The organism is Aestuariibacter sp. A3R04 (assembly GCF_018860805.1).
Lineage (GTDB): Bacteria > Pseudomonadota > Gammaproteobacteria > Enterobacterales > Alteromonadaceae > Alteromonas.
This window is the reverse complement of the sequence record NZ_JAHKQR010000001.1, coordinates 399,078-418,915: the sequence shown is the minus strand read 5'-3', so window position 1 is coordinate 418,915 and position 19,838 is coordinate 399,078. Positions and strand designations below refer to the sequence as shown.

Annotated in this window: 11 protein-coding genes; 4 read left to right on the top strand and 7 right to left on the bottom strand. The window is 48.5% G+C overall.

All coding sequences use genetic code 11. The features are described from left to right. Positions 1-51 precede the first annotated feature (51 nt). The 7 genes from KO518_RS01785 to KO518_RS01755 are packed head-to-tail and all read right to left on the bottom strand — an operon-like array spanning position 52 to position 11,009. Positions 52-2,292 (bottom strand): GH92 family glycosyl hydrolase, encoded by a 2,241-nt coding sequence (locus KO518_RS01785; protein ID WP_216024085.1) that lies wholly within the window; start codon positions 2,290-2,292, stop codon positions 52-54. Between the two features lie 9 nt (positions 2,293-2,301). Beyond that, entirely contained in the window at positions 2,302-4,092 is a 1,791-nt protein-coding gene (locus KO518_RS01780) for a sodium:solute symporter family protein (protein ID WP_216024084.1), read from the bottom strand. A gap of 4 nt (positions 4,093-4,096) precedes the next feature. Continuing rightward, on the bottom strand, positions 4,097-6,643 hold the full coding sequence (locus tag KO518_RS01775; RefSeq protein WP_371742214.1) for a glycoside hydrolase family 2 protein: 2,547 nt from the start codon (positions 6,641-6,643) through the stop codon (positions 4,097-4,099). 4 nt (positions 6,644-6,647) lie between these two features. After that, positions 6,648-7,409, bottom strand: coding sequence for a copper homeostasis protein CutC (locus KO518_RS01770; RefSeq protein ID WP_216024083.1), 762 nt, complete (start codon positions 7,407-7,409; stop codon positions 6,648-6,650). Further along, positions 7,406-9,160 (bottom strand): endo-beta-N-acetylglucosaminidase, encoded by a 1,755-nt coding sequence (locus tag KO518_RS01765; protein WP_216024082.1) that lies wholly within the window; start codon positions 9,158-9,160, stop codon positions 7,406-7,408. The genes KO518_RS01770 and KO518_RS01765 overlap by 4 nt, the downstream gene beginning before the upstream one ends. 3 nt (positions 9,161-9,163) lie before the next feature. Further along, the gene (locus tag KO518_RS01760) at positions 9,164-10,129 is read right to left on the bottom strand and encodes a N(4)-(beta-N-acetylglucosaminyl)-L-asparaginase (RefSeq protein WP_216024081.1); all 966 of its coding nucleotides are present in this window, start codon (positions 10,127-10,129) and stop codon (positions 9,164-9,166) included. Between the two features lie 13 nt (positions 10,130-10,142). Next, the gene (locus KO518_RS01755; protein ID WP_216024080.1) at positions 10,143-11,009 is read right to left on the bottom strand and encodes a BadF/BadG/BcrA/BcrD ATPase family protein; all 867 of its coding nucleotides are present in this window, start codon (positions 11,007-11,009) and stop codon (positions 10,143-10,145) included. 770 nt (positions 11,010-11,779) lie between these two features. On the opposite strand from KO518_RS01755, the gene KO518_RS01750 reads away from it, so the two are divergent. From KO518_RS01750 to KO518_RS01735, 4 genes are all read left to right on the top strand, one after another. After that, the gene (locus KO518_RS01750) at positions 11,780-14,098 is read left to right on the top strand and encodes a GH92 family glycosyl hydrolase (protein ID WP_216024079.1); all 2,319 of its coding nucleotides are present in this window, start codon (positions 11,780-11,782) and stop codon (positions 14,096-14,098) included. 62 nt (positions 14,099-14,160) lie between these two features. Then, positions 14,161-15,405, top strand: coding sequence for a sugar MFS transporter (locus KO518_RS01745; RefSeq protein ID WP_216024078.1), 1,245 nt, complete (start codon positions 14,161-14,163; stop codon positions 15,403-15,405). Beyond that, positions 15,405-17,621 carry a GH92 family glycosyl hydrolase gene (locus tag KO518_RS01740; RefSeq protein WP_216024077.1) on the top strand — a complete coding sequence of 739 codons (2,217 nt, stop codon included), beginning with the start codon at positions 15,405-15,407 and terminating at the stop codon, positions 17,619-17,621. Before KO518_RS01745 ends, KO518_RS01740 begins: the two co-directional genes overlap by 1 nt. Next, on the top strand, positions 17,618-19,825 hold the full coding sequence (locus tag KO518_RS01735; RefSeq protein ID WP_216024076.1) for a GH92 family glycosyl hydrolase: 2,208 nt from the start codon (positions 17,618-17,620) through the stop codon (positions 19,823-19,825). The genes KO518_RS01740 and KO518_RS01735 overlap by 4 nt, the downstream gene beginning before the upstream one ends. The last annotated feature ends 13 nt before the right edge of the window (positions 19,826-19,838 follow it).

The window sequence follows — 19,838 nt, the reverse complement described above, 5'->3', positions numbered from 1 at the left end:
ATAAAAGGCCGCAATTGCGGCCTTTTATTTTCTTATAACCTGCGGGCTACCCTATTCTGCGTCTTCCATAAAGAATATTAGCTCTCCCCCTTGCATAAGCTGCTCGTAGGTGACTACCGGTGACGTCAGTACTTGCCCATTCAGGGTTACAGATTTTACGTATTGCGACCCACTCTCCGTATTGCGCTTCACCGCGAACGGCGCCTGGCCAAAGTTCAACACCACTTCCTCAAATTGAGGTGTGCCCAGAATAAACTCACCGCCAACCGGGTTCATAGGATAAAAACCAATGGCACTAAACGCATACCACGCTGACATTTGACCCAGATCGTCGTTCCCTGCCAAACCGTCGGGTTGAGCCAGGTACATGGTATCGCGAATTTCTTTTATGCGAGCTTCACCATGACGCTTGTTTTCGGTAAACGCATACAGGTACGCAACGTGATGCACAGGCTCATTGCCGTGAGCATACTGACCGATCAAGCCTGAGATATCCGGTGAGACATCACCCTGCAACTCAGAACTGGTAGAAAAAAGCTCATCCAGTTTCGCCAAAAATGGCTCTTCACCGCCAAACAACTCAATCATCCCCGGCACATCGTGGGGAACGAAGAAGGTGTATTGCCAGGCGTTCGCTTCTGTGTAATCGGTCTTGCGATGCTCCACATATGTGGGGTTAAACGGCGTCACCCATTCACCCTTAGCATTTTTACCACGCATGAAGCCGGTAGAAGCATCAAATAAAGTGCGATAACTGTTGGCCCGTCGTGAAAATTCCCTGTAATCGTCATCTTTGCCCAACGCCTTGGCCATTTGCGCAATCGCCCAGTCGTCGTAAGCGTATTCTAAAGTTTTAGATACGGCCTCCAATTCCATTTCAGATGGAATATAGCCATACTCGCGGTATAAATCGATACCAAACTTGTCCTGCATTGCAGAGGTTTTAATGGCCTCATAAATGTGCTCCGGATCAGCAGTTGTCAACCCTTTGAGATAGGCGTCCACCAACACGGGCACTGCGTGATAGCCAATCATTACGTCGGTTTCGTTCGACATTAAATCCCAGGTAGGCAGTAAGCCGGTCTCATCGTAAAAGGCCAGTAGAGATTTGACGATATCGTCGACTCGCTTTGGGTTACTCAAGGTCATCAATGGCTGTTGAGCACGAAAAGTATCCCACAGTGAAAACAGCGAATTGCGTTCAAAAGCAGTACTGTTATGCGTGGCTCCGTCTGCGCCGAAATAGTCGCCATTGACATCGTTGAATGTCTGCGGTGCCACAAAAGCGTGATACAGGGCAGTGTAAAACTTTGTTTTATTCGTGACGTTACCATCTGTCACACTAAATTTATTTAGCTGTGCCGCCCAAGCAGCTTCTGCGGCATCTTTCACACTACTAAAAGACTGTGCAGCCAATTCAGCGTCAAAGTTGGCCTCTGCCCCTTTTATACTGACGTAAGATAAAGCAACCCTGGCTTCCACTGGCGTCTCTGACTCACCTGAAAAATTGAGTACCAGTTGGCTTTTTTCAGCCTGCAGGTTGTGTCCATCTACCGCTTTCTGATCGTTGTAAAACTGATAGGTAAAGGGCTGATTAAACTCAGCCTTGAAGTAAATCGGCTGATTGCGTGCCCACCCGGTAGACAACCTATAGCCAACTACAGTTTTATCGTCTACCACACGCATAAAGCTCACCACGGGTTTGTCGTAGTTTTGTGCGTATGCCAAATCAATCAAGAGCTTGCGGTCAGCGGTACCATGGAAGTCATACCTGTGCATACCGCCACGCCGACTTGCCGTGAGTTCTACATTCACGTTTTCTTCCGGCAGGTACAACTGATAGTAACCCGCTGAGGCAGTTTCGTTTTCATGGTCATAGTGAGTAAAGATGCGCCCTTTCTCATCCCGTTTTCGTTGTGTGTACTCTCCGCGAAATGGCATGAACAGTACATCCAGCAGATCACCAACCCCCGTTCCAGACAAATGCGTATGACTAAACCCTACCAGTACGTTATCGGAATAGTGGTAACCCGATGTCCAGTCCCAACCCTTGGAAGGATTGTCGGGGCTAATTTGAACCATGCCAAAAGGCACTAATGCACCAGGGAATGTATGACCGTGGCCACCAGTGCCGATAAAGGGATCGACATAGTCGAGCAAGGCTTTGTCAACACCCGAGGGGGATTGCGTTGCCGATATATCTGCAGTTTGCGTTGCCGTCGACGCACAGCCGGCAACGATAAGCGTCGCGGTAACCCCGGCTACAAGGCGGGTTCTAATTAATTGTTTCATGTGTATATCTCAGTCTTTTAATTTGTCTAACCAGTTCCTTTTCAGGAACCACATGGTAACGATAGTGACAACGAGAGCTGCAGCCACGCCATCCCAGTCGCGGATAACCAGGTAAATAGGCAATACAACCAGGCTGATTTGCCAGGCCATACCCACTGCAATATTAATGGCATCACGCAGTATGTGGTCGTCGCGCACGAAGTTAGGATCATCAGCCATCACTTTATCGCGAATTGGCCCCCACACTCCCCACGGCCGTACCTGACGATAGAAAGCACACAACACGGCATCGTCTTCCGGCGGAGTTAGTAATGTACCGGCGACACAACCCAATAAACTCAGGGCTAGTAAAACTGGAAATGCCATCAACGGATGCACGTCTGGCATTAATAAAGGTAAGAACAACGAGCACAACAAGCCCGCTATCATGCCCCAAAAATAGCCAAACGCATTAAAGCGCCACCAATGCCACTTGAGCAGGTTTGCAGCCGCATAGCCGCCAAATAATGCACCAAATATCCATTGCATAATATCGTTGATAGAGCCGAGCACCAGGCCCAACCCAATACCAATGGCCACCATAGTAAAACTCACCAGATAACTCACCCGCACATAGGTCTTCTTATCAGCATCGGGGCGGAAGTAGCGCTTGTAAATATCGTTGACGAAATACACTGGCGCTGCGTTTACAGAAGCGGCAAAAGTAGACATAAAGGCTGCAAGTAAACCGGCAATCAACAGCCCTGTCAGGCCAACGGGAACAAAGTTATTGATGGCGTAAGGAAGAATTTGCTCGAAATCGAATTGTTCGCCCTGGGCCTGGATGTCTGGGCCCATGTAGACCAGGGCCAACACAGTGAGCCCTGCCACCATCATATAGCGGGGCAAAAACATAACCAGGGAGACCAACCCGCTCATCCTGGCTGCATCTTTGGGAGATTTGGTAGCCAAAATCCGCTGCATGTCGTAATTCGGCACGGGACCGGCCATGGAAAACAGAGTGCCTTTGAACAGCATCATCATAATCATCAGACCGAAGAGTTCGAAGCCATCACTGTGAATTTTGCTATTCACACTGTCAATTAGGCCCTGCCAGTTTAAGTCCAGTTGCCAACCGAAGGTGATACTCGCCCATCCTTCGGGTGTTGCCGCGTCGATTTGCTCAGGTGATACCAGGTTCATGGCAATCACGCCAACCGCCACAGCAGCAATGGTCATGATGATAAACTGTAGTACTTCGGTAAATACCACCGAGTACATACCGCCTTTAATGACATACAAGGTAGTTATGGAGAAAATTACCAGTGCGTAGATATCCGGAGACACTTCCCAAGGGAAGAATATGGCAGCGAATTTACCGATCCCTTTGAACGCGTAAGCGATAAAACCGACGGCACTGATTAGCGCAAATATCACGACCACCAACTGACATAACTCTGCACTTTTTCCTGTGCCAAAACGGGTTTCCAGCCACTGCGCCCCTGTCATCACGTTAGAGCGGCGCAACCAAACCGACAAGTACACCATCAGGAAAATCTGATTAAAAATAGGCCAGATCCAGGGGAGCCATGCGCTTTTAAGGCCATAGACAAAGCACATCGACACCAACCACATGGTGCCGGTAATATCGAACATGCCTGACGCATTTGACACGCCAAGTGCCCACCAGGGAATTTTCTTCCCCGCCAGAAAATAGGCGTTCATATCTTTGCTGGCTTTTTTGGAAATATAAAACCCAAGCAATAAGGTGCCCAGCAGGTACCCGGCAATAACCACTAAGTCGATGGCACTTAAGTTCATACTATTATCCCGTAAAACTGTCGATCAACGACTGACACACAATGCCTTGCTGGCATTGTTCCCGTTCGTCTTGAGTCATGCCTGTAAGCGGCAAACTGATAACTTTTTGCTCACCCGCAAGTAAGTCAAAAAAATTATCAGAGAAATTCGCCACTGTATGCGGTACATCGACAAAAACATGGCGATGCAGAACCGGCGCTTGTAAAACAACCTGCAACTCATCTCCAGCAATAGTAGTACTAAGACTAATTTCGCTCTTCGCTAGTCGCAGGACCTTGTGGGGTTCAAAATAGAAATACGTGATAGAAAGGCGGTTTGTATTTTCTGTCAGCGAGGCAACCAACACGCATTCGTCGGTTTGAATGTCCCCTAGCTCAGCCAGATCCTGCGTGTGCAGTAGCACGCTTGACGCAGGTTGTAGTATTACTTCACGGGTGTAAGTCCATCTGACATTCCCATTGAAATCTTGCAGCGACAGTTCAAGCGCTGCCTGCACCGGGACCAATGCATCATTTACAGCCTGCACTTTCACAGTATTTCCATCACCCGTTAGCACCAGTACCTGTTCGGCAAAACTTCTTTTTGCCTGATAGTGCAGTGCTTTCCACTTGCCGTAGTAATCAATGCCCGACCAAGACGCAGCTGGCCAGGTGTCGTTTAATTGCCAGTACAAACTACCCATACAAAAAGGCATAGCTGCGCGATGCGCCTCAAAAGCCAGTTTCAGGCCTTCAGCTTGTTGAACCTGACTGAGATACAAAAGTTGGGAAAAATCTTTCGGAGGCCGGAACTCCGCATCCATATAACTGTGAATTAACTGATTACCACGGGGGTGCTTTTGGTGTACGCGCAGTACATCCGATTGCAAATCGCGATCTGCCTCTTCAGTAAACCGATTTAATGAACGGGCCATAGGGAACGATTGAAAACCGTACTCACTCATAAACCGAGGGATACGTTTCTGGTATTCACTAAACGGTTGCTCGCCGTGCCACACTCCCCAGAAATGGTGATTCGCAATGTGATCCGCGTCTTCTTCCCAAAATCCGATGGGTGAAGAACGCATGTAAAATCTGTTGCTGTCGAGTTCTGCCACCACAGAAGGCAATAAAGTGTCGAACAGGGCTTTATAATCCTGTTTCAACCCTTCATAAACAGCCTCAGAATAGCCAAATTTTTCCGGCCACTCCCAGTGTTTAATGGCCATGTCTACTTCGTTATTTCCACACCACAAAGCGATACAAGGGTGATTGCGCAAGCGTTTAATGTTGTACTCTGCTTCGGCTTTCACATTTGCGATAAAACCCTCATCACCAGGGTACAAGGTACAAGCGAACATAAAGTCCTGCCAAATCAGCAAACCTTTTTCGTCTGCCATGCGATAAAAGGTATCGTCCTGGTAAATACCGCCGCCCCATACTCTGAGCATGTTCATGTTGGCGCTTACTGCTGCATCCATTAACGCATTGTGCCGTTCGGCGTCTACGCGGTTTAAAAAGCTGTCAGCGGGAATATAATTAGCGCCTTTCATGAAAACGGAGTGACCATTTACTTTTACGAAAAAGCTCACCCCTAAATCATCGGGCTGATTGATGACTTCAATTGTTCGCAACCCTACAGGGGTTTGCCACTTGTCGATTTCAAGACCGTCGCAGATCAAAGCAAAATCGACATAGTACAAAAAGGCCTCACCCAGGCCATTTGGCCACCAACGCCGAGGGTTGTCGATAGTAAAGGTCACACACACCTGATTGTCTACAAACGCGGTTGCTTCAACTGTGGTCGCGATTTGCTCGCTTTGCTCACACCATATTGACAGACTGCTTTTTGCGGGCAATGCACCTTCAAGCGCAATGACAAACTGTACTTCCGCTTTTTCATCACTTAACGACAGCAACTGATAATGCACGTCCTCAATACGGGCGTGGCTATACGCGCACAATTGGATATCGCGCCAGATACCGCTGGTGACAAAGCGCGGGCCCCAGTCCCATCCGAAGTGACAAGGCGCTTTGCGGCAATATACACTAAGCTTTTCTTCTGATTTGTCGTTTTCGGCAGGATAGGCGTAGCCAGCGCGTTCATAGCGAGGCATGGTTTCGCAGATGGGAGATCTGAAAACCACTTCGATGAGGTTGTCACCTGCCACCAGGACGTCTTTGCAGGCTATGCGATAACCCACAAACATGTTCTCGGTACTGACTACGGGATGACCATTAATTGAAATATCGCAAAATGTGTCAAGACCATCTGCGACTAAGTCAATATATTGCGCCGACAACATCTCCTCATCAACGACAAAGATTTTCCGGTATTCCCAGTTTTCCTTCTCTATCCACTGCAACTTGCTTTCATTGTCGCGATAGAAAGGGTCGTCAATTAGTCCTGCGGCCATCAGATCAGTAAAATTGCATCCGGGCACAGTAGCCGGAAACCAACGTTCGGTACCCGCCTGCCTAAATTCCCATGCACCGTTGAGTAACAGGTTGCCGGTATGTTGGATTGATGCCTTGTTAACCATAGTATTGATATCATCTTGATTAAATGTCACTGCACTACCGGTTTTCTTCGAAAGTGCTGCGACAGGAATTGAAAATGCGGGATAATTTATCTTTATTTATCATCCCATTACTAAGCACCGACGAGTAACAATGGAGAGAGAAGTCGGTGTGTGTGCCGTGATTTTCACAGCGGGTATTATTGTTAAGTGATGTGATAATGGTGCGTGCATTCTCAGCAGTCACGCCACCGCCAACGACCAACTCGGCATAGCCATTGGTAATGGCGAGCAGTTTTCCAAGCAAATTTAGGCCATCAACGGCCCCTAGACGGCTTTCCCACGGCGTACCGGATGTCAGTACCCTGGATACACCCATGTCGACAAGCGTGCGCATTGACTCAAGCGGGTTGTTAATTGCATCGAATGCCCGGTGAAAGGTAACTGAAAGGCGTTGCTTTCTGGCTCGATTAATTAGCCTGGCACTCGCTCTGCGTTGCAGGGCCAGTGTATGGTCGAGCACGCCAAGAACAACGCCATCAGCTCCCAAATCAGCAGCCATATCAATACTCGACGCCATCGTTTGACACTCGGTTGCAGAATAACAAAAGTGGCCGCCTCGCGGCCGGATCATCACCAACAGCTCGCCGTTTTTAAAAATGCTTCTTGCCTGAGTAATGGCCTGTGCAGAAGGCGTTAACCCCTCTTCTGCCATGTTGGCACACAACTCAACCCGGGCAACGCCGCATCTGTGCACTTGCTCCAGGTTGTATTCCAAATGGCTGGTGTCAGCTTCCAGGCATATCTCCAGGGGAATCATGGTGCTACCGTCAATGCGCCGAGCAGTCCGTCAATGGCTTCCCCAGTTGTGCTTGCCACAACACCAATCTGCGCCACATGAGCACCATTTAGTGCAGACAGTGAATGCGATTGAGTCTGCCAGCCAGAGTTATCTAGCAAGGGAAACAGCCATCGCTTGCCTTTGCTGTCCTGTAGATATATGGACAAACCTGAAAGTTTCCCTTTTGTGACAAACGACAAGGTGCTTCCTTCAGATAACGCAAACCGGGTGGCAAATAGGGGAAGTCTTTCTCCCGATGCATCCCCGGCAAGGTGCAGGGCACTGCCTCCCTGGTAAGCATCTTTAAAGGTGTAGGACACTGAAAAGGGATCTTTTTCATCAGTACCATATAAAGCAAACTGCCAGGTCGGTAACGGCGTTTGTTCGCTGATATCCGCCCATTCACCAGAGACTTTTTCACCTTCACTAAACCAAAACTGACCGTGCCCTGTGTTGAACGTGGTGGTAAATGGCAAACTTAAGTGGGTGGTAGAAGCCGCTAATTTACTTGCCAACCCGGGCCAGCCGTGACTGTCTTCTGTGGCCAGGTTGTAATCGTCTCCACTGAACAAGCGCTGCTCAGTGCGATAAAAACGCCAGGCGTCTGCCCCATCTTGTTGAAATACACTAAATGGTTGCCGTTTGTCATCTCCGACAAAGTTGTAGTTAAAATTCGGTGCAAATACGGCCAGTGATGTTTTCGCCCGATTACCGTCAAATAGCCAGTGATACCATTGGTATTCACTGAACGCTGCTTGTGCATCCCGCTGTGGCCACAGATCTGCACCGGTATATACATCGTAAGCAGAACGTCCAAGCTGTTTGGCTTTTTCCACTGAACCGTCAACCATTGCGGCATTCCACCAATAGTTCAGGAACATGGCATCACTGGTACGAATAGCGCCATCTTGCAAGTAGCTGCCATTTGCGTCATTCAGTGTGTTTTGCCACTTCACTTCTCCCGTATCAATCATGGCGTCGTACCAGTGAATTTCCATTCCTGCAGGCGCATTTGCAGTGAGATACTGCATAAATGCCTTCACTCGCGGCGCCAGTTCAAGCCCCTGTTCTCGGTCCTTCTCACCTTTAAGAAGGTTGTTTTCGGCATCTTTTACTGCAGTTAGGTCGGTTTCCTGATTCATCAACCAACCGTCAAAGCCGTAATAACGTGCAATGTGGATCAGCTTATCTGCCATGACAAAGCGCCCTTGCTCATCCTGTTTGAGTAACGCTTCAACAGTATCTGCGTTCCCCCCCCAACGCGCCACACCGAGGAACACCGAGCCTATTACCTTTACGCCATTTTTATGTGCAGCTTCCACCCATGGTCTGGCAGGGATTTGAATGGTGTATTGTGCCGTGCCGGCAAACCAATTAAGCACATCGATATCAGCCCAATGCGTAAAGTTGTACACATTAAATTTCGGCTGACGAGTGAGATAATTAGCAAAGTTATTCATGCCGTCTGGTGCGTAAAGTACCTTTGCCTGACTATCCGGCTGGTTATGTAAAGGAAGCCCTGGCTCCAGAAAGGCCGGTTGACGTCTGGCAAGTCCAACCCGCGCCACATTGGCCTCGTTCGCCAAAGGGGAGTCTGGCGACCACTGGCTGAGTTGTTCCAGCGTAAGCGCAAAGGGAGGAGAATTTGGTGATATTGTATCAGATTGACCGGCCGCAAAAGCATTAAAAGCAGCAACGAAAGTACCCAAAGTCAGTAGTAATTTCACCATTACTTATGCTCCTCTCAACAAGCTGTTGCCGTCTATCAGGCGGCTTCCAGCACTATCCTGAACCGCATAATTAAAGCCGGGTTGAATACAGTGAGCACCGTACTGCCCCTGCTTATTTAAAGCTAAAAAGCCAACCTGAAAGGCTTTGTAATCACCCAGTTTTCTTGCAATCCTTTCCACCGCACCTTCACACGCTTCTGCCGGAGATGCCCCTTGGCGCATAAGCTCAACCACCAAATGGCAACCCACGGTTTTCATCATTAACTCACCCATGCCCGTGGCGGTGGCCGCGCCAACTTCGTTGTCTACATATAATCCACTGCCAATAATGGGAGAATCACCAACTCTACCCGGCATTTTGTACGCAGCCCCCGAGGTAGTACAGGCACCTGAAAGATTTCCCTTATTGTCCAGTGCCAGCATGCCAATGGTATCGTGGTTCTCAATGTTAATTTGCTGCACTTCTCGTGTTTTCAGCCATTGTTGCCAATCGTTTTTTGCCTCGTCCGTAAGTAGATTTTCTTCAACAAACCCCTGTTCAAGAGCAAACTTTTTCGCACCTTCACCCACCAACATCACGTGGGGCGTATTGTCCATTACCAACCTTGCCACCGAAACAGGATGCTTAATGCCCTGCAAGTACGCCACCGCTCCGCAGTTCATGTTTTCATCCATAATGCAGGCATCCAGTGTCACATTACCTTCGGCGTCGGGGTATCCGCCAATACCAACGGTCCGTACTGAGGGGTCACCTTCAGGTACCCGCACGCCCTGCTCGACAGCATCAATAGCCCTACCGCCTTGACTCAGCACACGCCAGGCCGCCGCGTTGGCTGGCATACCGTGTTCCCAGGTAGACACGACAACAGGCTTATTTTGTGTAGTACTTTGCTTACCAAACGCGGGTAACGCTGCGCTGATTGCCCCGGTAAATGCAGATAGCTGTAAAAAGCGACGCCGTGTAGTCATACCGATTCCTCGTCTAAATTGAATGATTAGATACTTGTTTGGCAAACAAAATTGCGCCTGCTTGCGGTGAGGCTTCCCCCTCAGTAATGAGCTCTTGAATTTGGGGGGCCAATCGGGACCTTAGAGCGTGAGCCACACTGCCAATTAGTACAGTTTCAGGCGCCCCAAAAGTTGTCATCTTACGTATTACTCGTTCGGCAAATGCCGCAGCCTGATTTAGCAACCCTTCTGCCACAGCATCGCCTTTTGCTGCAGCTTCAAACACCAGAGGGGCAAAACGCCCAAAAATAGTGGCGTCGCCATTTACCGTTTTTTGTGCCAGTTCTACCGAAGAGGTATTGGCCAGCAGTAACTCCTGTAACAAAGTCTCGGGCCCCAGTTCATCAGCTGCTAACAACACGGCTTTTACTGCCTCTAAACCAAGCCAGGAACCGCTACCAAGAGCATTCACAGGAAACCCCATGCCACCGAGAGCCAATTCGCGATTCTTGCTAATAGCAAGGGCACTGAACCCGGTACCCAGTATTAACACAGCGCCATCCCTTCCCTGATGCGCCCCTAGTATGGCCGCATGAAGATCGGTAGTAACACACATAGACTGAAAAGGATGAACCCAGTTTTCCATTGCTTTAGCCATAGCGGGTAAATGCAAACCAGCAAGGCCTGCGCCCACGCAACACGACGACAGAGCAGACTGTGGCAGACCGGCCTGACCTATGGCCTGCGCACATGCATCGAGGATGGCACTTTGAGCTAACTGTACACCGTTCACCGGGTTCGCTGGTCCGCCTTGACCCTCGCCAAGGTACGTGCCGTTAGCGTCTTGCAACAATGCCCGGCAGTGAGAACCGCCACCGTCTATACCTATGAAAAATGTCATTTTATACTCTATAGCTCCAAACGAGCGGAATTTACTGATCAGTGGTGCTACGGACTTGGCCAATTGTTCAGCAAGGTATAACCAAAAGCGGAGTCAATCCTTTGCCGTCCTTTGTACCCGTTATGTAAACATAAACATAAAATTGCAGGTTCCAAATAAAACCCCACAAAAACAACAATTTATATGTTAATCACATATTACTCCCAAAAAGCAGCAACAACACAACATGTAAACGATTACAGTAAAAGTATGTTATGTTGCCCCAATGTTCATGTCAACCAAATGTTAACGCTTTAAATTGTGTTTTTGCCATTCCAGTACATAAATAAGCCGTCTAACGACATTAAAATTAAATAAATATCAATGAAATAATGGAAAAAAACACTGTTTTAAAAACGTTATAGACTCGCTGTACCAATCCAGGAGATCACATTCTTTTCTGTACCTTACAAGCAGAACAGACAGATTTACGGAATATCTCGTACCCATTTTTTCCCTTGTTTTGAATGATACTAGCATCAACCTTCTTGCGACTACTCGTCTTAGCAACCCAACATATCGAAAAATAGTGTTTACTGTTCATGTAACCGATATCAGCCGTCAGTTTTTCATCGCCCCATGAATGATAAATTGAAAATTATCACTTTTTTTTATCTTTCATCTGGCCTGCCCGTTTGTAATCGATTACACTGGTTACAATTTGTTAACGAATCATCCTTCGATGTCTCCCTAAATGTGCATTTGAAGGCCAGACAGGACGGTTTAATTAAATGATAAAACAATCACTTACAAGCATATCCTTGTTATTTACCCTCGTTGGTTGTGGCACTCAACAGATCGACGAGCCCGCCCGAATTAACCTGGTGGAGGAAGATCTCGTACAGTACGTAAACCCACTAATGGGTTCAGATTCGACCTTTGCGTTGTCTAATGGCAACACCTATCCCGCGGTTGCCACCCCTTGGGCGATGAACTTTTGGACGCCGATGACCGCACCGATGGGTGACGGCTGGGCATACAAATACGATGACAATAAAATTCGCGGCATTAAGCAAACCCATCAGCCCAGCCCCTGGTTGAACGACTATGGTGCGTTTTCGTTTATGCCGGTAACCGGTGAACTGGTTTTCGAGGAAGAGGCACGAGCATCGTGGTTTTCCCACAAAGCGGAAGAAGCGAAACCCAATTACTACAGCGTGTACCTGGCAGACTACGACGTAACGGCGGAAGTGACGCCCACTGAACGCGCTGCCCAGTTTCGCTTTACTTTCCCCGACACGGATAACGCTTACATTTTACTCGATGCCTTTGAAAAAGGCTCCATGGTAAAAATACTGCCAGAGCAAAGAAAGATTATCGGCTACGCGAGAAACAACCACGGCGGTGTACCTGATAACTTTCACAACTACTTTGTTGCAGAATTCGATAAAGATTTTGCCGTTGCACAAACCTGGCATGACAACTGGACTTTACAGCCGGACGCCTTGCAATCTGAAGGTGATCACGTGGGCGCAGTGATTGGATTTAAAACCAAGCGGGGAGAACAAGTTACCGTAAAGGTAGCCTCTTCATTTATTAGCCACGAACAGGCGCAGCGCAATCTGGCGAGAGAAATTGGCGCAGACAGCTTTGACGAGACGCGAAGCAAAGCGCACGCATCCTGGCAAAACGAGTTGTCACGCATACTCGTTGAAGATACCAACATAGAACAGGTACGTACCTTTTACTCAGCGTTATACCGGGTGTTGCTGTTCCCGCGTAAGTTCTATGAATATGATGAAAACAACAATATAGTTCACTACAGCCCCTACAACGGTGAGGTTTTGCCCGGCTATATGTTCACCGACAACGGTTTTTGGGATACCTTCCGCGCTGTTTTCCCTTTCTTCACGCTAATGTACCCCGAGCTCGATGCGCAAATTATGGAAGGGCTGGCTAACACCTACAAGGAATCCGGCTGGTTACCCGAGTGGGCAAGCCCAGGTCACCGCAATGTCATGGTGGGTTCAAACTCTGCAATCAACATTGCCGATGCGTACTTAAAAGGTATTCGCGGCTTTGATATTGATACCCTTTACGAAGCTGTGCTTAAAAACGCCAACGTTAATGAAGGTCGTCCCATGACGTCAGTAGGTCGTGAGGGCGTAGACTACTACAATGAACTGGGTTACGTTCCCTACGATGTCGGTATTCATGAAAATGCAGCACGTACACTGGAATACGCATTTGCTGATTTCAATTTGTACAAGCTCGCCACTGCTCTGGGCAAAACAGAAGACGCTAAGCGCTTCTATCAACAAGCATTTAATTACAAACATTTGTTTGACAATGAAACAGGCTGGATGCGCGGAAAGAACGCTGATGGCACGTTCGACGCAAGTTTCAACCCACTTAAATGGGGCGACGCATTTACAGAGGGCAATGCCCTGCACTACACGTGGTCTGTATTCCAGGACATCGAAGGGCTTAAAAACCTCATGGGTGGCAATCAGGCATTTGTAGACAAACTCGACCAGGTTTTCGAAATGCCGCCGGAATTCGACGACTCCTACTACGGCTTCACTATTCACGAAATTCGTGAAATGCAAATTGTAAATATGGGGAACTACGCCCATGGCAACCAACCCATTCAACACATGATTTATTTGTACAATTATGCCGGCGCACCGTGGAAAACTCAGTTCCATGTACGCAATGTAATGGACAAACTGTACAAACCCACGCCAGATGGTTACTGCGGTGACGAAGATAACGGACAAACTTCAGCGTGGTACGTGTTTAGCGCAATGGGGTTCTATCCGGTAGCGCCAGGCACTAACCAGTATGTAATGGGTAGCCCTTTGTTTGACAAGGTAACCATGACATTAAGCAATGGCGAAACATTTACAATCACAGCCGAAGACAATGTCAGTGATGCCCCTTACGTGCAATCAGTAACTCTGAACGGCAAAGCGTATGACAAAACCTGGCTCAGCCATGAGACGCTGATCAAAGGTGGTGAACTGCACCTGCAAATGAGCGACACGCCGAATAAAATCCGAGCAACCGAGAGCAGTGCGTACCCGTACTCACTGTCCCTTGAAAAGTAAACCAACCCATTAAGTAATGCGCGATCTAACAATCAGATCGCGCCACAGCAAGTGAGATTATTATGGCCGCTATTCCAGGAAGTACTCCGGTAACCAGTAAGGGCAATGCAAGTCACTTTGCATTTGCCGCCATGACCACCCTCTTTTTTATCTGGGGCTTTATTACAGCCCTGAACGATATTCTCATTCCACACCTGAAAGCATCATTTTCGTTAAATTACACTCAGGCGATGTTGGTGCAATTTTGCTTTTTTGGCGCGTATTTTGTGGTATCTCCCTTCGCCGGAAAACTGTTAGAAAAAATTGGCTATTTACGCGGTATTATCACCGGCCTGTGTACCATTGCCGCAGGCTGTGCCATGTTCTATCCAGCGGCAGAGCTGGGAATATACGCCATCTTTCTTTTGGGACTATTTGTTCTTGCTGCTGGTGTCGCCACTCTGCAGGTTTCGGCTAACCCCTATGTTGCCATATTAGGGCCTGAAAAAACGGCAGCGAGCCGTCTGAATCTGGCGCAGGCAATTAATTCACTGGGGCACACCGTTGGTCCTTTGTTTGGCGCGGCATTAATTTTTTCCAGTGTGGCGGAAACCGAGGTCGATGCAAAATCGGTGCAGCTACCTTACTTGCTTCTGGCAGGAGTGATGCTCATCACTGCGTTCACGTTTAAGTTTCTAAAACTGCCAGAAATTACTCATGAAGAAACCAATACCGTGAACACCAAGCAAAGCGTCTGGCAACACAAGGGCCTTGTACTCGGCGCCCTGGCCATCTTTTTGTACGTGGGAGCAGAAGTGTCCATTGGCAGTTTTCTGGTAAATTACTTTGCAGACCCCCGCATTGCCGGTTTGAGCCAGCAAGATGCCAGTACCATGGTGTCATATTACTGGGGAGGTGCAATGGTTGGTCGCTTTGTAGGTGCAGCACTTACCCGTTATATAAAACCGGCTTACGTGCTTGCCGGTAACGCTGTAATGGCTATTCTACTACTTATTACCACAACTCAAACCACCGGAGCGGTGGCGATGTGGTCTGTAATAGCAGTTGGATTTTTCAACTCCATCATGTTCCCCACTATTTTTTCATTGGCTATCCGCGGTTTAGGTGAACTGACCAGCCGCGGTTCCGGTCTGCTGTGCCAGGCCATTGTTGGCGGTGCAATTTTACCCATGATCCAAGGGGTTGTGGCTGATATTTCAACAGTACAATTAAGCTACTTTGTACCCGTACTGGCCTATGTTTACATCGGCTGGTACGCCCTCAATAGTAGCCGTTTTGCCAGACAAGAACAGGGAGACAATAAATAATGAAGCAAATTTGGGCCGGCGCACTGCTTCTTGTTGTTCTATCGGGCTGTGAACACACACCAGAAGATGCGTCACATCCTCTCGCAAAGGAAGAGGATGTAATCTCGTATGTTGACCCCTTCATTGGCACCGATGGCAAAGGGAAAACCTTTCCCGGTGCCACTGTGCCTTATGGAATGGTACAACTGAGTCCGGACAATGGTCGGACTGGCTGGGATTGGATAGCAGGCTATTTTTACCCTGACAATATTATTGCCGGGTTTAGCCATACACACCTTTCCGGAACAGGTGCAGGTGACCTGTATGACATTTCATTTATGCCATTGACCAAACCTTACATCAGGGTTGAAACCGAAGGCGGCCCCGACAACGGCACCATTGTTTCTCATTTTAGCCATGAACAGGAAAGTGCTTCTCCAGGTTACTATCGGGTAACACTTCAGGACTACAATATCGATGTTGCACTCACAGCAGGGTTGCGCTCTGGCTTCCAGCGCTACCGTTTCCCTGAAACGGCGAATGAGGGCTACGTACGTGTAAACCTCGGCTATAGTCGAAACTGGGACAGCACCCTCGACACCCAACTGACCGTGGAAGACGATTACACTATTTCCGGCTACCGCAAATCCACCGGCTGGGCAACCGACCAGCGTGTATACTTTTACACTCGCTTTTCTCAACCTATTGCCAGCTACATACTGGAAAACGGCAGCCAATCAATAAACGGGCCCACGGCAACGGGCAAACAGGTTTTATTGGAAGCGGCGTTTAACCTGTCCAAATCGCGAGTCATTACGGCCCGAACGGCCATTAGTTCAGTGAGCGTGGAAAATGCGAAAGCCAACCTGAAAAGCGAAGGCAATGACAAAACCTTCGATATGGTTCGCGCCGAAGCAGAATCGGCATGGCGAGAGGAGCTGTCACGGGTTCATGTAGAAGCGTCAGAAGAAACCAAGACCCAGTTCTACACGGCGATGTATCACGCCGCCTTGGCACCCAGAGTATATTCAGATGCCAACAAGCAATACAAGGGGCCGGATGGCAATATCCATACCACGGCAGCTGAGTATCGCTACGATTTCTTTTCGCTGTGGGATACTTTCCGCGCGCTGCACCCGTGGAAGACCCTGGTTTCCCCGTCTCAAAATGAAGAGATGATGAAGACGCTACTGGAACACTACGACGTTTTTGGTCGTTTACCTGTTTGGATTTTTCAGGGTAACGAAACAGACATGATGATGGGCTATCACTCCGTTCCCGTATTAGTGGATGCGTACCTTAAAAACCGCGACGGTTTGCCTGGCGACATCATTTTAAATGCAGCAATAGAAAGTGCCACCCAAACCGCGTTTGGCTTGGATGACTATCAACGCTTAGGCTACGTACCCTACGAGTACGGCGGTTGGAACGTGTCGCTTACCATGGAATACGCCTATGATGACTGGGCGATTGCTCAATTGGCAAAATCTCTTGGCAAACAGGATATCTATGAGACTTATTTGCTGCGCTCACAAAATTACCGCCATCATTTCGATGCTCAAACGGGGTTCATGCGCGCAAAAAGTCACCAGGGAGATTTCAGAGAGCCCTTTAACCCAGATGCTTATCACCCTGAAGACTACTGTGAAGCAAACGCCTGGCAATACACTTTTTTTGTTCCTCACGATGTGCACGGGCTTATTCGTCTGATGGGGGGAGAAACCTCTTTTGCAGAAAAACTCGATGCTATGTTTAATGCACAGCAAGATGAGTCTGACTTTCCGGAATGGATATCCGGTACCATTGGCCAATACGTGCACGGCAATGAGCCTAGCCATCACGTTCCGTATTTATATCAGTTCGTGGGGCAAAGCCACAAAACCCAGCAAATCGTCAGGCAGGTGATGAGAGATTTGTATCACACTAATCCAGACGGATTAGCGGGCAATGAAGACGCGGGGCAGATGTCAGCTTGGTATTTGTTCAGTGCACTGGGCTTTTACCCGGTAGATCCTGTCGCCGGCGAGTACGTGTTGGGCAGCCCGGCGGTTGTATCGGCAGATATGCAGCTTGAAAACGGTAAAGTATTCTCTATCAGAACCAAAAATCAGTCTGACGAAAACGTATACGTGTCAAACGTAACCCTCAATGGTCAGCCGCTCAATGGCTTTATCCTTACTCATGACGACGTCATGGCGGGGGGTGTACTTGAATTTACTATGAGTGATCAACCATGAAGTACGTAGTGATGGCGCTTGCTGCGCTGATAACAACATCTGCTATAGCCGGAAACAGCGACTACGTCGACCCGTTTATCGGCACCTCGAACTTCGGTGCGACCCATCCAGGTGCACAATACCCCAACGCCCTGGCCTCGGTGTCCCCGTTCAATGTTGCCCATGGCGGTGAACACAACCCGACCAAAAAAGACGATGCCTGGAATTCTCGTGGATACATCAGCGAGAATGGTTTTTTAACAGGTTTTAGTCACTTAAATTTAAGCGGTGTGGGTTGTCCGGAAGCTGGGGTGATGCTGCTTATGCCCACCACCGGGGAATTGTCCCTTGAAGCCAGTGAATACGGCACAACGTATTCAAACGAAACTGCCAAGCCGGGCTACTACCGTACAACGTTGGACAAATACGGTATTACCGCAGAAGTGACCAGTACATTAAGAACCGGATTAAGCCGTTATACCTTCCCAGAAGGACAATCTCATATTCTGATGAATTTAGGACTCGGGTTAACCAATGAAACCGGTGGTATGGTTAAGGTTGTATCCAATACGGAAATTGAGGGTATGCGCAACATAGGCACCTTTTGTTATCACCCGGAAGATGTGCGGCCAGTATACTTCGTGGCCCGTTTCAGCAAGCCTGCTGAAAGCTACGGCGTATGGAAGCGTATGCCAGCCTATAAAAATGTGGAGGCAGACTGGATTAGCTACAACGACACCATCAAGCCGTATCACAATTATCTCGCTCCGATGGCAGGCGATGACGTTGGCACTTGGTTCAGCTTCAACACCCGGCAAGGAGAGCAAATTCAGGTTAAAGTGGGTATTTCATTTGTCAGTATTGAGAATGCCAGGGCAAACCTTGATACCGAGCAACCCGCGTTTGATTTCAATACCGTCCAGGTCAATGCCCAAAAGGCGTGGGACAGCTATTTAAACAGAGTAAACGTTAAGGGGGAACACGCCGACAAAGTTAAATTTTACACCGCCCTGTATCACACGCTTATCCATCCAAACATTTTTCAGGATGCAAACGGCGACTATCCCTTAAACGGGGCGCATGGGGTTGGCAACAGCGGAGGCAAAAACCGCTATACCGTTTATTCTCTGTGGGATACAAACCGAAACGTTCACCCTCTTTTGAGCTTGTTGTACCCCGAGCTTCAAGAAGAAATGGTAAACAGTGCCATTGCGATGGCAAAAGAAAGCGGCTGGCTGCCCAAGTGGGAGCTGTACGGCATGGAAACAGAAGTGATGGTAGGAGACCCTGCCACTGCTATGATTGCCGATACCTATTTACGGGGCATACAAGACTTTGATGTAGACGCCGCTTACATCGCCATGCAAAGGGCCGCAGACCAAAAGAACGACAACCTGCTGCGTCCGGAGAACGCCGACTATCTCGCTTTAGGTTATGTACCTTTTGACGACGAAGGTCCTTATGACGGCAGTGTGTCTACCAGCCTGGAGTACTATGTTGCGGATTTCAGCCTGGCGCAGTTGGCCCGGGTTTTGGGTAAGCAAGAAGATCATCAGCGTTATCTAAACAGAGCCATGAAATACAAAACCCTGTTTGACAGCAAAACCGGTATGCTACGCCCTAAAAATCGCAAGGGTGAATGGTTGACACCTTATGATCCTGAGCTTGGTCGCAACTTTGAACCCGCCCCTGGTTATATTGAGGGCAACGCGTGGAATTACCGGTTTTACGTGCCATTCGATACTCCGGGGTTAATAGGTTTACTCGGTGGTGAAGAGGCCTTTATCGAGGCGCTGGACGCCACTTTCGACACAGGTAATTTCGACATGGCCAACGAGCCCGATATCACCTACCCCTTCTTGTATAACTTTGTACAAGGCAAAGAATACCGGACTGGCGAGCGTGTGCACGAGCTAATTAACGAGCACTTTCTGACTACTCCAGGCGGTATTCCAGGCAACGATGATACAGGCACATTGTCTGCTTGGCTGGTTTTCAGCATGATGGGGATTTACCCAGTTAGTCCTGGTGTAATGGACTACGCCGTTTTTACCCCGTCTTTTTCTGAAATCACTATTTCCCTGAACGACAACATTTATGAAGGAAAAAAACTGGTGATAAAGAAAGGTAGTAATGGCGCGCATACTTTCAACGGCAAGCCCCTTCGCACGCCGTTTATTTCACACAATGAACTCACCGGTGGCGGTGAATTAACGCTTCACTAGTATGGCTATTGAC

Coding starts and splice junctions, on each gene's coding strand:
- KO518_RS01735 (WP_216024076.1), top strand. CDS start 17,618: ATGAAGTACGTAGTGATGGCGCTTGCTGCGCTGATAACAACATCTGCT.
- KO518_RS01745 (WP_216024078.1), top strand. CDS start 14,161: ATGGCCGCTATTCCAGGAAGTACTCCGGTAACCAGTAAGGGCAATGCA.
- KO518_RS01750 (WP_216024079.1), top strand. CDS start 11,780: ATGATAAAACAATCACTTACAAGCATATCCTTGTTATTTACCCTCGTT.
- KO518_RS01755 (WP_216024080.1), bottom strand. CDS start 11,009: ATGACATTTTTCATAGGTATAGACGGTGGCGGTTCTCACTGCCGGGCA.
- KO518_RS01760 (WP_216024081.1), bottom strand. CDS start 10,129: ATGACTACACGGCGTCGCTTTTTACAGCTATCTGCATTTACCGGGGCA.
- KO518_RS01785 (WP_216024085.1), bottom strand. CDS start 2,292: ATGAAACAATTAATTAGAACCCGCCTTGTAGCCGGGGTTACCGCGACG.
- KO518_RS01770 (WP_216024083.1), bottom strand. CDS start 7,409: ATGATTCCCCTGGAGATATGCCTGGAAGCTGACACCAGCCATTTGGAA.
- KO518_RS01740 (WP_216024077.1), top strand. CDS start 15,405: ATGAAGCAAATTTGGGCCGGCGCACTGCTTCTTGTTGTTCTATCGGGC.
- KO518_RS01780 (WP_216024084.1), bottom strand. CDS start 4,092: ATGAACTTAAGTGCCATCGACTTAGTGGTTATTGCCGGGTACCTGCTG.
- KO518_RS01765 (WP_216024082.1), bottom strand. CDS start 9,160: ATGGTGAAATTACTACTGACTTTGGGTACTTTCGTTGCTGCTTTTAAT.